Here is a 14,142-nt window from a genome sequence, read left to right as displayed (position 1 = left end):
GAGGGAGGAGATTGTTTTGAATGAAGGAAAAGAGCTATCGTGTGGATTGGGAAGTTATTGAGGAAATTGTTGTATTGCATAGAAGCCAAGGAGGCTGGGCAAAAGAGCTGAATTTGATTAGTTGGAATGGAGATAATCCAAAGTTTGACGTGAGGTGGTGGAACCCTGATAAAACAAGGGTTGGTAAGGGGTTCACTTTTACCAAAGAAGAACTGAAAATACTGTATGACACTTTACCAGAAGCACTTCATATATAATAGGCAAATATTTTCTACCGCAGACCATTATTGTTATACTGAAAAAAATGAACAAAAATGGAGTTGATGGGTGAAGATGAAAAAAAGATGGTGGTTCAGCTTGATTTTATTGTCATTTCTACTTGTTTTAAGTGCGTGTGGCAATAAAGCAGAAGTTGGCATGAATGAAATGACTCTAAAAGAGTTAAAGGAAAAATTAGATAATGAAGAATCATTTCTTTTAGTAACATTCTCAGCAAGTAAGGAAGATGTGGAAAAATCGGAACTAGTAGAGGCATTTGATAAGTCATTGAACAAAGAAGAACAGACGGCTTTTTATGTGAATTTCGATGGGGAAAGTCAAGACACCCTTGATCAATTAGGTGAAAAATATACCCCTTCTGACTATAAAGGGGATGTATGGGAGCCAAAAGATGATGGATTGGTTCTAATTGAAGATGGTGGTGTAATGAAAAATCCAAGAGAAACACTGTTATCTCAATCATTAATTGAAGGCACAGCAAATGGAGATGACGGCTATGAAACTAGCTTTATGAAATACATGGATGATATAGATGCAGGGATTGCTAGTGCATTGGATTTTGCGGAGCAAAATAATATTGAATTAAGTTATTGATATTTAATATATGCAAAACTAATATCAGATATTTACTCTAAGGAATTGTTTTATTCCTTAATACGATTGAGCTATTTTATCAAAAAACTAGTTTATATTTGACATTAACGTTGCGTAATACTGTAGCTTAATAACCAAACGATAATTTATAAGAGAGTTGATAAGATGAATGCTTATGAAGTTATGGATACATTAAGTCAGTATGGTGAATTGCTTGAAATTCAGGATTTAGAAAAACGCAAAGATTATTTCCGTTATGAAATGATGGAACCATTCAAACAAATGTGGAATTTAATTAACGTTCCCATAAAAGCGAAACAACAAAATGGATATGACGTTATCATGGCATCAAAAATGCTTGGTTTTGCTGATGTTTCAGATGATGAAAATATTAGAGAAGGATTATCTATTCTAAGAGAAAATAACTCCTATGCGGTTGCCGAAAACGCTCTTAAAAATTGCATTGCTAAAGCGAATAATGCGGGATTGAAGATAAATGCGGATGAAATCAAATTTGGATTATATATTTCAGACCCTGAAAAACTAAAGCTACAGAAAGGATATACAGGGTTTGGTGGAATACCGGGCTTTATAACTGTAAATATATATCCAAACGATTATAATTTACCCAAAATACCGGCAGTTATAGCCCATGAATTTAACCATAATATACGTTTTTCTTATTTTGATTGGGATCATGGGAATGTAACAGTAGGAGATTATCTCGTTATAGAGGGTTTAGCTGAATCATTTGCAAAAGAATTATACGGAACGGAGCAAATAGGTCCTTGGGTTACCAACATGGATAAGGAGGAGTTGAAGTATTCAATCGATGTTATCGGCGAATCCCTTGATATAAAAGGATTTGCAGAAGTAAGTAGCTATATGTTTGGTGATGAAATTGCAGCGCAAGAAGGTTATCAACCTATTGGACTTCCCTTTTGTGCTGGATATGCAGTTGGCTACAAGACCGTTCAATCCTTTATGGAGAAGGATAATAAGACGATATACGAAGCGACTTTGGCCTCAACTGATGAAATAATTAATGGCTCCGAATTATTCTCCTAGTTCAACAAACGGGTACAAACCTAATAAAGAATATTGCACGTATCTCATGTAAGGATTATTTTATTAATCAACGTTTAAAAAAAGGAGGGGAAATAATGAATAAAAAGAAACTAAGGTATGCCATATTGAAAGAAATTGACAACGGTAATAAAGCACTTACTGAAGAGAATTTTGCGGTTACCGCAGATCAATTTGATGAAGCTATTAGGTTTCTTAACAGAGAAAATTATTTAGGAGGGGTTTTCTATGCGGACGATAGACCATGGTTAATTGAGGGGACAGCTTATTTAACAGAAGATGGCGAGAGTTACTTAGAAGAAAACAGTTCATTAGCTAAGACATATAAAGGTTTAAAAGAAATAAGGGATTGGTTAAAACTATAGTGACCTATAGTAAGCTGTTAATTCTTTGTGCTGCAATCTTTGCGCGTTAACGGTACAAGGAGATACCGTGGTACCAAAAGTCTTACATTCTTAATTATAAGTTCAACAAAAAGAATCCATTTTCCATGGGTTCTTTTTTTAATTCCTAAAGGTGGTGAAAACAATATATGAACGATGAGGCAATGAAAAAGTTATATGAGGATTTATCGGACATACTCGATATTTCCAGTGGCTGGCTGTATGATGATCTTCTCCGAAATATCGGTTGGGGCATTATACAGCTTTTAGTATGGATTAATGATTGGATTGAAGGCGTTGCTACGAAAGTAATTACCTTAGGTGGCTTGTATGACAGTGAAGACATGGGTGGTTTCATAGATGTCTTGCAGCCCCTTGCAATCGGGCTATTTGTTGTTTCTGTAACAGTCCTTGGTTTTATGTTCATGCTGAATAAAGTTGAAAAACGGAATGAAATCATTATGAATGTGTTAATTGCAGTTAGTGTCATTGTCATTCTTCCCAGTTTAATGGGAATGATGGAGGATTTGCTGCATAAAGGGCTAGATACGGTGGAGGCAGATGGGAATATTTCTGATAATGTCTTAAAAAGAAATATCTCTGATTTAAAATACTATCTGGATAGTGATTTCAACTATGCTGATGGGACAAATAAAGACACTGTAATGGGTGATGAGAATACATTGCCACATCCTCCTCATCGAACAGAAAAGGATATTGGAACAAGTAATTACTATTATGCAAATAAGCTGAAGAACCCCGATTTGATTGATGTAACCGAAAAGCTTGATATCTATGAAGATGAAGGTTGGTTTAGTTGGACAACAGAAGATTGGGTTAAGGAATTGACGAACGATGAAAAGGAGTTTTTAAAACATACACTTATTCAAAATGGAGATGGTACTTCACGAGTTGAAAAACTAAGTGAAAACTCGGTTCCAGCGACGAACTTAGGGCAGCAAAGTTATTACCGTTATCACGTCAATTGGGCTATTGCCATTACGATATTGGCCGTAACAGGATTTGCCTTAACTGTAACAACATTAAAAATTGGCCGTGCCATGTTTGATTTAGCTTTTCATCAAATTTACGCTATGTTCACCGCATCAACGGATATAACAGGTGGTCAGCGTTTGAAGAAAGTGTTAACAGAAATCGTTAGTACGTTTGCTGTTATCTTTGTGATGATTGTACTTCTGAAATTGTTCATTATCTATGCACAGTGGGCGAACGATTTGGAGCAAGAGATTGGCATTGTAGGTGTCATTATCTTGCTCATTGCTGGTGCATGGGCGCTTATTGATGCTCCAGACATTGTACAGCGAACAATGGGAATAGATGCAGGACTCCGTTCAGGATGGCAGGCGATGATGGGCGCATATGCTGGTACGAAAATGGCTGGTGCTGGTGCATCCATGGTAGGAAAAGGTGCTGGGAAAGTTGTTAAGACTGGTGGCAAAACAGCAGGAGGTATTGGTGCAGGTGGAGTTGGTGCATACAAAGGGATGAAAGCCGGTATGCGAAACAACAATACGAAGCCTGTTCCTCCGCGCAATCCAGATCAAAAAGCTTCTCAAAATGAGCAACAATTTTCAACGAATGCCATAAACAATCCAAACGTTGAATCAAAAACAAACACTGTTCCAACAAAGCCAAATACAAGTATTCCCAGCCGCAGTGGTTCGCTGGCAAGTAGTATCCCTGTCAATACAAGTAATGTGTCAGGAAGTGATAGTGACGGGTCCAGTAATGTAGGTGGAGGAGCAACTTCATCTAGTCAGCATAAGCCGCTTGTCAATGCTGGTGGACAAGGATATACTCATCCGCAACGCAAACATACGTTACTTGGCGGAAATCGTACTGTACAACGTGCAAATCATTTTCTTTCACGAGCACATAATACAGGTTATGACATTGGACAAAAATTGAGCCAATTTAAAGGAAACGTACAACAGGCGAAGCAAATCAAAATAGAAAAAAGGGGATTAAAATCAAATGAAATACGAGATACCGAAAGAGATTAAGTCCAAGCCAAAAATAGTAGGATTAGAAATGAGGGAGCTGGTCATTATTTTGATTAGCTCTCTTTTATTATTAACGGTCTTACGGGAATTGGTGCATAGCCTATTTGTTCTATTTTATTTCGGTATAGCCATCATAGGCATGATTTATTTGTTTCTGCCGAGCGGTAACAATCCCGAGAAGCGAAATTATGAATCTATCCTATTGATGTTTCGGCATAAAAAGGGAGTGTACCATGCAATGGATCGAAATGAAGTAGAGAATGAACAGTTTTTAAAAGACAAGGAGGGTGATTGATCAGAATGCAACCCTTAAAGTTAATTAAATCAGATCCGGAAAAGCCAGATGAGGACACAAATGGAGAAGTGAAGGAAAAGTTTCCAGATACAAATAAAAAACCTAACAAAATGGTTCAGCTACGGCAAAAACTTAAACATCAGAGGATAGTGAAAAAGGAATTTCAAAAAGGTATGAAAGAACAAGGCAAAAAGCCCAAGTTATTAAAACAGACATCTGCTATTCTTCCTTTTGTGCAATTACATGATGAGTACATTTTGTTGAAAGAAGGAGTCATGGACATTTTTCAGGTACAGACGAAAAATATTCATGCTTTAAATGATGCGGACTTAAATTACTTACTATTAAATCGAGCGCAATTCCTCAGAAGTTATTTTCGTTCTTTCAAGGAAGTCATTTTAAACTTCCCAACCAATACGGAAGTACAGCGGGCATATTGGTTGAAAAAACAGCAACAGGCGAAGAATCCGTCACGTTTAAAGTATATTGATCAAAAGTTATTCGAATTCGAGTATTTAGAAAGAGAACGTTATAATCGGGAGTTTTTCATGTTTATCTATGCAGATGATAAAGAAGAACTGGAAGACCGAAAAAGTGACTGTATGCAGGGGATGCAAAGTTCATTTCCATTACAGAGATTATCCAAGAACAAAAAGGAACAGATATTATTTCTATTAAACAATCAAAATACGCAGCTTTAAAGAAAGGATGGTAGGTGTGAAACAACATACAAATACTTTTATTGAGGAAGAAAAGAATTCTAAGAAACCAAAACTGGATAAAGCGTTTTTAACGAAAATACAACCCCAAGGTGGCATGACTTTTAAAGATAAGTACATTCAAAAAGGAGACGGTTATGAAGCGTGCGTCCATGTGTGGGATTATCCTTCCAACGTCAATTTGCTTTGGTTGGATAAAGTGATGGCCATGTATGATGTTACTGTGGTAGCTGATGTGACCACGATGGATCAGGATGAAACGATTAGTTCGATTAATAAGAGTATGGTGGAACATGATGTCCGTTTTCGTAGCGCGAAACAAGAATCTGACCGGATGGACGCTCAACGAAGTTATAAAGAAATGGAAGATTTATATCAGCAAATTTCCGAAATGGGAGAAGTTATTAAGCTTCTTCATATTCGCTTATTTGTTGCTACACCAACAATTTGGGAATTAGAAAGGAAGGTGGAGCAAACCATATCTAAACTCAATTCCATTGGATTTAAGGGGCAAATATTTTTGAACGAAACCTACTACGAATGGCAATCATTATTCCTGCCCTATGAGCAGCAAATTAGATTTCCGAATAAAAGAGAGGGAAAAGGGATGCCAGCCATTACGCTTGCATCTGGATTACCGTATCACTTTTCAGAGTTAAATGATCGAACAGGCAGTTTTCTAGGTACATCGTTTACTGGTGGAAATGTTCTATTTGATTTGTTTCATAAAGATAAATTAAGACGCTTTTACAATGCAGTCGTTGTTGGGAAAATGGGCGCCGGTAAATCGACTACGTTAAAAAAATTACTTATGGATAATGAAGCTAGAGGAAATTTCATTCGAGGGTTTGATGTGACAGGGGAATTTAAAACCTTAGTTGGTGCACTAGGAGGTCAATCCATTAGCTTGGATGGAAGTGATGGGATTATTAATCCACTCCAAATCTATCGGGCAGATGATAAAAGCAATTACAAAGAAGAACAGGCAAGCTTTGAACAATATGAAAGGCAATGTTTTATGCAACATATATCAAAGGTTGCTATTTTTTATGAATTTCTTGCTGGCAGCCCTTCTACAGAGGAAATTGAAGAATTTAAAAAGATCTTACGCATGTTTTATGAATCGCTAGGCTTTATGGAAAAAACTAAAACAACAGGTGTTACGACATTGGGAAACAAAGAATATCCAATCTTTAGCGACTTGCTAGAATATATTCGAGAGCAGCTATATGACAATTCAGAGAAACGAACGATACGTAATGAATTATCCATTTCACGGGTAGATCGGTTGGAGAAAATTGAATTAGTCGTTGATAACTTAGTGAACAGCTATGCTTCATTGTTTAACGGTCATACAACGATTCAGGATATCACTGATGAACAAGTGATTTTCTTTTCTATCCGTAACCTGACGAAATTAGAAAAGAATGTGTTTCACGCACAAATGTATAATACGTTAAATTTAATCTGGGATAACTTGATTCAAGTGGGAGCAAGACAAATGAAACAGATGTATCAAAGTGAAACATTTGACCCTGATGATGCCGTCCGATTTTTAATTATGATTGACGAAGCACATCGTTTGGTGAATGCCGAAAATATGTTAGCTGTCTCTTTTTTAACAGATTTTGCAAGAGAAGCCCGTAAATATTTTGGTGGGATGATTTTAGCAAGTCAATCCATTAGAGACTTTGTTCCAGATAATAAAGACACGGCAACTGTCACAAAAATACGTACGTTATTTGAACTGACTCAATATAAGTTTGTGATGCAGCAGGACTCAAACACATTGGATTCTTTACGAACAATTTTTGAAGGGCAACTAACGGAAAGCGAATTGGAACACGTCCCTCAACTTCAGCAGGGAGATTGTTTATTAAGTATTTCAGGTGTCGGAAACATCATGTTATCCATTGAGGCAAGTGAAGAAGAATTAAAGCTATTCACTGGTGGGTTGTAAACGATGCGAGAAGATAATCACGAAAAACGGATGTTTTATAAGTTTATCTTTCTATTAGTCGTGACCGGTTTAATTGTGATTGTTTGTATATGGAAATGGACCACCGATGATCCAAAGGAACAAGATCCAGAAGAAATGTTTGAAACGTCCAGCCAACAAGAAAACATGCAAGAGCCGATTAATCTGGATGAGGAAAAAATAAATGCTGTATTGAAAGATGAAGGAGAATCCAAGAAACCGGACGCAGCAGATGAAAATAAGCAAAGTGAACAAACAGAAAGTAATCAGGAAGAGACCGATTTAGAACAAAAATATATCATCCAATATAGTGAACAAGAAGTGGAACAGGCGAAAGAGCAGACAGAAAAGGTGCTTGCTCTTTATTTATTGCAAGTAACGGATTGGGACAAGTGGGAGGGTGCAGTTACAGCAAATTATCTTGAAAATGTGCAAAAGGAAATGACCAACTTTAAAGATGAAAAAGCAAAAAGAGAGTTGGATGCGATTGATCTATTTGCTTCTCAACCTTTGAAAGATGGAGAAATAATGTATGGCGCATATGCGACATGGCATGTCACCGTGAAAGAAAAATCAACATCTAAACCAATGCAGTTATACTATATTACGTTACAAAAGGAAGGTGATAAGTGGATTGTCAGTAACATGGTGACACCGAATAATCAAAACATGGAAGGAGAGGGGAAGGAGAAGTAGTGAAGCATTTAAAACAATTTGCAAAACATATGATAAGGAAGAAGCTACTCGTAGGAACGGGTAGCTTTTTAATTGCGAACATTATTCCTGTCCTAATCTTTCTTGTTCTTTGTACATTATTGATGGCGGTTATTGGTGCATTAAGTGGTAGTGTTGATCATCAACATAATGATCAAGATGATGATGGTGGAGGTGGTTATATTTGTTCGCCAACAGGTGATATGAATCAAAAAGAATGGGATAGTTACTTTAAGCATGAAGATCGCTCAGGCGTTTTCAAAGGATATGGTAATGATATTATCGAACTATCTGAAGAAAAGGGAATTGATCCAATTCTTTTTGGTGCTATCGCTTTACATGAAACAGGTTACGGAACTTCCAGTGGGGTAGTTGATAAAAATAATCCTGGAGGCTTAATGGATCCTGCAACAGATTGGCAAGCACTACAACGTTTTCCAACATTAAAAGATGGTTTAGAAGCCATGGCAGATACTTTATATAATCGTATTATTGTAGATGGATTAGTAACAATTGAACAACTGGGGGAAGTGTATGCTCCGATTGGCGCAGAAAATGATCCAAACAATTTAAACAAACATTGGATACCAACGATGAAAAAGTTAACTGCAAACATGGGTGGATTAACCATGAATTGTGAAGCAGAAGATCATGTTGATATGGAATTAATCGGTGGTAAATCTTGGGTTTCACCATATACCAAAACCATTACTTCCGGCTTTGGTTATCGGTCGGGATGTGGAAATTGCACCACATTTCATGCTGGGATAGACATTGCAAGTGCTGGGATAAGGAATACACCGATTGTATCTTTTGCAGATGGGAAAGTGACCATAAGTGAATCGAACGGCACAACATTTGACTCCACTTTAGAAAATATGGGAAAAGGTTATGGCTGGTATATAGAAGTTGATCATGGTAACGGAATTAAAACCCGTTATGCTCATATGGGCAAGAAAGGAATACCTGTCGGAAGTGAAGTGAAGGCAGGTGATGTGATTGGTCATGTTGGTTCAACCGGGGCATCAACTGCGCCTCATCTTCATTTTGAGATTTTAATGGAGGGGGAGAAGGTTGACCCTATGCCACACGTCAAATCATTTTTAACAGGCGAAAAATGATAAGGGAAGGAGGATTTAGTCGCGTGAAAAGTAAATTCAATCGTGGAAGGGAAAATAAAGTCTATATTGGCATTATCGTTACACTATGCGTTTTGCTTGGTGTTTTTTTAACGTCTAAATCATGGATGTATGATGATAGTGCCATCGCACAAACGCCATATAATAAATCCGTCAATGGCTTAAATCAAACAACATTAGTTTTAAGGAGTTGGGAGTATAATCCGAAGAATCAACTCATGGAGGTAACGATTGAAACGGTTCATACGGGTACCGATGCAGCGGAACCGACATTTACGTTTGAAGCAAAGGGAAAGGAATCAAAAGAAACCTACCCAGCAAAAAAAGTGTATGAATCCGACAATGTGATGGTCATTCACATTGAACATGTTCCAACTGAATACCGTGTTATCGGTTTGTTTGTGACAGAACACCGGGATGACAAAATACTGAAACAAGAGTATAAACGACAACTGGAAAATGATAGTGATGTTGCTACAACGGAGACAGATAAAATTAAAAAGTCCGATTTGCCGAAGCCGAAAGATGTGATTATTGTGGGGGATTATCGTGAGATTGAAGTAAATAAGAACCTTGTTGCAAAATCGGATAAGGCATATCAAAAAGAAGCAATCGTCACAGACATGGAACGAATCAAACAAGAAATATCTACAATTATAGATGAAAATATTCCTTTCCAACAGGGATTAATTACTACTTTAACAAAGGAGAAAACATCATTAAAAAGTGAAATGGAATTTGAAACGAAGGAAGAACAAACTGAAACAGAGAAGGAAATAGAACATAAAGATAATGCCATTTCCAGTGCAAAAGAAGAAATTGAAGCATACAAATCAAAGGTAAAAGAGCTCAAGGAAAAGTACGATAATCGGGAAGAAAAACTCGATACATTGCTTCATCCTGAACGTCAATTAGTAGAAGAAAATCAAGAGTCGGAAGAGCAGAAACAGCAGCAAGAAGCGAAAAAGAAACATGAAAAACACCAAAAGCAGGATGCGAAAAAGCAGGACAAAAATAAAAAGGATGAATCTAAAAAGGAGCAGAAAAGGCAACAGCAAAAGAAGAAAAACAAAGATAAGCCTTCAGAAAAAGAGGGGAAATAAACATTAAAAGGTCTATATAAAACCTATATATTCAGCAAGAAACACCTATATGAAAGGTATATATTTGACTGGAAAAATGGGCTTACTGGAAAACTAGGCGCTGCCTAGTCACCCACGCTATGTGGGTACACTTTCCCCTTATCCTGTTCAACAATCCCTGTTCTTGTGAACGGGGATTTTCCTATTTTCTATATGATGTGCGGAAGGAGCGAATTTCAATGGAAATTAAGATTCGGGATGTGGATGTTCGAGCAGTAAAGGTGTTAGATGAGGAAGCTAAAAAACAAAAGGTATCAAGGAATGTATTACTGAAACGAATGGTAGAGGATACAGTGAAATTTGATGGGATTAAGTTAGCAGAAAAAGAATTAGATGTGACCGTCAGTCGAGTTGCTGACGGATTGGAAATGACGTTCAAACGATTAAATCATATAGAAAAACGAACGCTCCATCTGTATTTGATTTTATGTGATGCACTTGGATTAAATCCTGAAGAAGCCGATCACATTTTAGATAAAACTTTTGCAATGGGCGACAAGGAGGAGAATTAAAATGAGCATGACAGAAGAGAAAAAACAGGGTTCCTATTTTTTGTTAAGCACTGAAACGAAAGAAAAAATTAAAGTGGCAGCGAATGAAAATCATACATCTCAAGCGAATGCCATTGCCTTAATGGTGGATGCTTATTTTGAAAATAGAGAAGAAGAATATGTTCTATTCAAACAAACGATTTCTGACTTACTGGATGAAAAATTAGGTTTCGTAAAAGAGAAAATGAATCGCATTCAAGTAGCAAGTAATGTTATTGATCGTGACACGAAAATCATTCTGGAGTTCATGAACCATTACTACCTGGTGAATAAATTCAAAAATTTAATTACAACGGAAGAATATAAAACAAAAGGAATGGAACAAGCAGAAGAATTAGTTCAAAAACGGATTCATAAACAGAGGAAAAAGAAATTAGATCATGAACGACAAAAGGGATTAAAGCAACAAGCACAACCGGAAAGTCAGGAATAGATCATGAGTCCAGCAGTTGTATTGCGAAGTAAATTTGTTACACCTAGGTCGAGTACGTTTAATGATTACATTAATTATATGGATCGTGAGGATGCGAAACAACATGTGAAAATGGATACCTCATCTGATAAAGAAAATGATTTTGATGTGTTCTATCACTTCATGGATTATATGGATGATGACGAAAAACAAGGTGAGTTATTTACCTCCAGTAAAGACAGATTGAATGACAAAGAAAAGCAAAAAGTCAAAGAACAATTTCAACTAGCACAACAAAATGAATCACCAATGTGGCAAGATGTCATCTCTTTTGATAATGAATGGTTGGCCAAGCAAGGATTATATAACTCAACAACTCATACAGTCGATGAAACAAAAATGAGGAGTGTTGTACGCGAAACGATGCAAGCTATGTTACAAGCAGAAGGGATGCAGCAATCGGCAATTTGGACGGCATCCCTACATTACAATACAGATAACATTCATGTACATGTTGCAACCGTAGAACCTCATCCAACAAGAGAACGAATGAATGTATTTGATAAAGAATCGAATACATGGCAAGAGGAATATCGAGCCAAGCGAAAACCAAAAACGCTGGACAAGATGAAATCTAAAGTAGCCAATGTTATTTTAGATCGAACTCATGAACGAAATAAGGTAGATGAATTGTTGCGTGGAACCATACGCTACAAAAAGGAAAATAATATTTCGTTATCATCTTTCCAGAAAACAGAAACATTATTTAAAGAAGCGATGAATCATTTGCCGGATGATCGAAAACAATGGCGTTATGGTTATCAATCTATCAATGAGGCCAGGCCATATATAGATGAAATAACCAAAGTTTATTTAGAACAGTTTCATCCAGAAGAGATTCAAGCATTAAAAACCAAATTGGATGAAGAAGTAGATGTGATGAAAGAAATGTACGGTGAAGAAAGTGATTATCAACAATATAAAGATACAAAATTAGGTGATCTTAAAAAGCGTATGGGAAGCGCCATTCTGACCGAAATGCGAGCAGTTGATAAAGAAAAAAAGATGTCGGTCTTCAAGCAAAAAATAGTTATAGGACAGTTTCATGCATTAGAAAAAGAAAATCAGCAATCATTTTTTCAGCGGTACAATGGAAAAGGAAACCGTGATTTACATGTTTCTGTTATTCGTTTGAAGCAAGCAATGCGAAAAACATTTCATGATTACAAGCGAGAAAGAGATATGGATGAATTTGATCGGATGATGGAGAAGAATTAATTTGAAATCAAGTGAAGGCTAACAATTTCCCTTTCGTTTTGATATACTTTTGTTAGATTATGTACTTTTCATTTTGGCGCTACCTGTGGGGCTTTTAGCCCGCGCTGTACCCGGTGAAGTCTACGTCTGCACTGCAAGCTCCGGAAAGCATAATCGATAATCGGGTTACCAGGAACAAGCAAAACAAAAACTTAGGCCGGTTTACTCTACTGCTGTAGCACGTGAATTTATTAATTGCCTATGGGGTAACCGTAATGACCTTAAACAAAGTCTAGAACGAGCAGGATATAGTTCAAGTCCTTACCTATTCAAAAGAGGTCTTTCAGTCGTGTTTGAATAGACCTAGAATAATAACAACATCTTGATGGATACGGAACTTTGCTTAATAAATGAAGGTACTATATTATATGATTAGTTAGTTTGGGGGGAGGACTATGAATTTTAGTCAATACAAATTACTAATGACCAGTGGAAACACTGGTATAGAAGCAATGAAAATTGACAGAACGGATTATTATTCGTTTGTTCGAGCTAAGATTGATGAAGGACATAGCCAAATAATAATTTCATCAAGTATCATGTTACACGTTTTACGAAAAATGTTTGTTGAAAAAAAAGCAAAGATTGTTAGTATTGATTTCATTGAAGATGATACTGATTATCTAAATCAAATGAATAATTTAATTGCCTCCGTCAATAAAGACAGAGATTATTTTTATGATTTAATGGAAGAACTATCATTTTTGGCTGAACAAGAATCAGTTGAAATCAAAAACATTCGAATCAAGTATCGAAAAAATGAAAAGCCAATAGATTTATCTTTGTCTGTTAATGGATTGATTAAAGCAGGTGAGAATGAAAATATCGGTGGGGAAATTTCATTTATGGTTGATTCAATATGGGAGAACGTCAAGGATTGGATTTGAAAAAAATAAGGAAGCTAATAATGATTGTTGCGCCAATGATTGCGACATTGTTATCTGCCTATCTAACGGGTGTTTTTCCAGTAAGCGCATCTTTTATTCCCGAAGATCAAGTTTATGGAATAAGTCTGACCTTGTATTCTGGAGTCTTCGTAGCATTATTCACCGGATTAGACTACCTACTTAATTACATTATAAAACAGAAAACAATTATAAAGGTCAAGTTTGCAGCGAACCGACCAGATTTTAATAAAATGTATTTGGTTCACTGTGATTTTAATCAAGATACTGCGACAATTTATATGGAAGTGAAATTGGCAGGCAATCCTAAGAAGTTTCTTCAGAAAGAAATGAAACTAACGCTTCCCGTTCAAGTTACAGCACAAAAGATTGAAAAGTATTCTAAATACTATAAAATTAGCGCGGATAAAAGAAGTGTAATAATTGATTTAGAGAAGTTATTTAACACTGAAAAGACTGAAAGAATTGAGGATTCAATTAATATTGGATTTAAAGTTATTAAAAGCGATGATGAAGTTCAAAGTTATATTGAAACAGTTATAATAGGGCCAAAAAGAAAAATAATATTAGAAAAAAATGATTTATTATTTACGAAATGAGGGGT

At 36.3% G+C, this 14,142-nt stretch carries 16 protein-coding genes; all 16 read left to right on the top strand.

Going from position 1 to position 14,142, the window contains the following annotated elements; all coding sequences use genetic code 11:
• The first annotated feature begins 20 nt into the window (after positions 1-20).
• The 16 genes from ACS127_RS03930 to ACS127_RS03855 all read left to right on the top strand — a co-directional run bounded on the left by ACS127_RS03930 (position 21) and on the right by ACS127_RS03855 (position 14,137).
• Positions 21-257 carry a YdbC family protein gene (locus tag ACS127_RS03930; protein ID WP_066189379.1) on the top strand — a complete coding sequence of 79 codons (237 nt, stop codon included), beginning with the start codon at positions 21-23 and terminating at the stop codon, positions 255-257.
• A gap of 70 nt (positions 258-327) precedes the next feature.
• Complete coding sequence (locus ACS127_RS03925; RefSeq protein WP_066189382.1) at positions 328-873, top strand: hypothetical protein; 546 nt, start codon at positions 328-330, stop codon at positions 871-873.
• Between the two features lie 165 nt (positions 874-1,038).
• Complete coding sequence (locus ACS127_RS03920) at positions 1,039-1,941, top strand: DUF2268 domain-containing protein (RefSeq protein ID WP_440897124.1); 903 nt, start codon at positions 1,039-1,041, stop codon at positions 1,939-1,941.
• 95 nt (positions 1,942-2,036) lie between these two features.
• On the top strand, positions 2,037-2,324 hold the full coding sequence (locus ACS127_RS03915; protein WP_066189388.1) for a YjcQ family protein: 288 nt from the start codon (positions 2,037-2,039) through the stop codon (positions 2,322-2,324).
• Positions 2,325-2,491: 167 nt separating this feature from the next.
• Positions 2,492-4,366: a pLS20_p028 family conjugation system transmembrane protein gene (locus tag ACS127_RS03910; RefSeq protein ID WP_440897123.1), complete on the top strand. Its 1,875-nt coding sequence runs from the start codon at positions 2,492-2,494 to the stop codon at positions 4,364-4,366.
• On the top strand, positions 4,338-4,661 hold the full coding sequence (locus ACS127_RS03905; RefSeq protein WP_440897122.1) for a DUF5592 family protein: 324 nt from the start codon (positions 4,338-4,340) through the stop codon (positions 4,659-4,661). The genes ACS127_RS03910 and ACS127_RS03905 overlap by 29 nt, the downstream gene beginning before the upstream one ends.
• A gap of 5 nt (positions 4,662-4,666) precedes the next feature.
• Positions 4,667-5,362 carry a hypothetical protein gene (locus ACS127_RS03900; RefSeq protein WP_102416258.1) on the top strand — a complete coding sequence of 232 codons (696 nt, stop codon included), beginning with the start codon at positions 4,667-4,669 and terminating at the stop codon, positions 5,360-5,362.
• A 16-nt stretch (positions 5,363-5,378) separates the two neighbouring features.
• Positions 5,379-7,340 carry a VirB4 family type IV secretion system protein gene (locus tag ACS127_RS03895; RefSeq protein WP_440897121.1) on the top strand — a complete coding sequence of 654 codons (1,962 nt, stop codon included), beginning with the start codon at positions 5,379-5,381 and terminating at the stop codon, positions 7,338-7,340.
• Between the two features lie 3 nt (positions 7,341-7,343).
• Complete coding sequence (locus ACS127_RS03890; RefSeq protein ID WP_440897120.1) at positions 7,344-8,054, top strand: hypothetical protein; 711 nt, start codon at positions 7,344-7,346, stop codon at positions 8,052-8,054.
• Positions 8,054-9,193 carry a peptidoglycan DD-metalloendopeptidase family protein gene (locus tag ACS127_RS03885; protein ID WP_440897119.1) on the top strand — a complete coding sequence of 380 codons (1,140 nt, stop codon included), beginning with the start codon at positions 8,054-8,056 and terminating at the stop codon, positions 9,191-9,193. Before ACS127_RS03890 ends, ACS127_RS03885 begins: the two co-directional genes overlap by 1 nt.
• Before the next feature lie 23 nt (positions 9,194-9,216).
• Positions 9,217-10,314, top strand: coding sequence for a hypothetical protein (locus ACS127_RS03880; protein ID WP_286172019.1), 1,098 nt, complete (start codon positions 9,217-9,219; stop codon positions 10,312-10,314).
• A gap of 218 nt (positions 10,315-10,532) precedes the next feature.
• Positions 10,533-10,865 (top strand): hypothetical protein, encoded by a 333-nt coding sequence (locus ACS127_RS03875; protein ID WP_130860793.1) that lies wholly within the window; start codon positions 10,533-10,535, stop codon positions 10,863-10,865.
• 1 nt (position 10,866) lies between these two features.
• The gene (locus tag ACS127_RS03870) at positions 10,867-11,337 is read left to right on the top strand and encodes a hypothetical protein (RefSeq protein ID WP_440897118.1); all 471 of its coding nucleotides are present in this window, start codon (positions 10,867-10,869) and stop codon (positions 11,335-11,337) included.
• Positions 11,338-11,340: 3 nt separating this feature from the next.
• A complete protein-coding gene (gene mobP2 / locus ACS127_RS03865) occupies positions 11,341-12,594 on the top strand; it encodes a MobP2 family relaxase (RefSeq protein ID WP_440897117.1) in 1,254 nt (417 codons plus the stop codon).
• A 434-nt stretch (positions 12,595-13,028) separates the two neighbouring features.
• Positions 13,029-13,520, top strand: coding sequence for a hypothetical protein (locus ACS127_RS03860; protein WP_440897116.1), 492 nt, complete (start codon positions 13,029-13,031; stop codon positions 13,518-13,520).
• Positions 13,493-14,137 (top strand): hypothetical protein, encoded by a 645-nt coding sequence (locus ACS127_RS03855; protein ID WP_440897115.1) that lies wholly within the window; start codon positions 13,493-13,495, stop codon positions 14,135-14,137. The genes ACS127_RS03860 and ACS127_RS03855 overlap by 28 nt, the downstream gene beginning before the upstream one ends.
• The last annotated feature ends 5 nt before the right edge of the window (positions 14,138-14,142 follow it).

It is taken from the genome of Amphibacillus sp. Q70, assembly GCF_052055485.1.
In the GTDB taxonomy this organism is placed as follows: Bacteria; Bacillota; Bacilli; order Bacillales; family Amphibacillaceae; genus Amphibacillus.
This window is presented reverse-complemented; position numbering and strand designations above follow the sequence as displayed.

What these genes read in the sequence shown, in the direction of transcription:
- ACS127_RS03905 (WP_440897122.1), top strand. Translation starts at nt 4,338, where the DNA reads ATGAAATACGAGATACCGAAAGAGATTAAGTCCAAGCCAAAAATAGTA.
- ACS127_RS03855 (WP_440897115.1), top strand. Translation starts at nt 13,493, where the DNA reads ATGGGAGAACGTCAAGGATTGGATTTGAAAAAAATAAGGAAGCTAATA.
- ACS127_RS03870 (WP_440897118.1), top strand. Translation starts at nt 10,867, where the DNA reads ATGAGCATGACAGAAGAGAAAAAACAGGGTTCCTATTTTTTGTTAAGC.
- ACS127_RS03930 (WP_066189379.1), top strand. Translation starts at nt 21, where the DNA reads ATGAAGGAAAAGAGCTATCGTGTGGATTGGGAAGTTATTGAGGAAATT.
- ACS127_RS03910 (WP_440897123.1), top strand. Translation starts at nt 2,492, where the DNA reads ATGAACGATGAGGCAATGAAAAAGTTATATGAGGATTTATCGGACATA.
- ACS127_RS03900 (WP_102416258.1), top strand. Translation starts at nt 4,667, where the DNA reads ATGCAACCCTTAAAGTTAATTAAATCAGATCCGGAAAAGCCAGATGAG.
- ACS127_RS03875 (WP_130860793.1), top strand. Translation starts at nt 10,533, where the DNA reads ATGGAAATTAAGATTCGGGATGTGGATGTTCGAGCAGTAAAGGTGTTA.
- ACS127_RS03920 (WP_440897124.1), top strand. Translation starts at nt 1,039, where the DNA reads ATGAATGCTTATGAAGTTATGGATACATTAAGTCAGTATGGTGAATTG.
- ACS127_RS03860 (WP_440897116.1), top strand. Translation starts at nt 13,029, where the DNA reads ATGAATTTTAGTCAATACAAATTACTAATGACCAGTGGAAACACTGGT.
- mobP2 (WP_440897117.1), top strand. Translation starts at nt 11,341, where the DNA reads ATGAGTCCAGCAGTTGTATTGCGAAGTAAATTTGTTACACCTAGGTCG.
- ACS127_RS03890 (WP_440897120.1), top strand. Translation starts at nt 7,344, where the DNA reads ATGCGAGAAGATAATCACGAAAAACGGATGTTTTATAAGTTTATCTTT.
- ACS127_RS03915 (WP_066189388.1), top strand. Translation starts at nt 2,037, where the DNA reads ATGAATAAAAAGAAACTAAGGTATGCCATATTGAAAGAAATTGACAAC.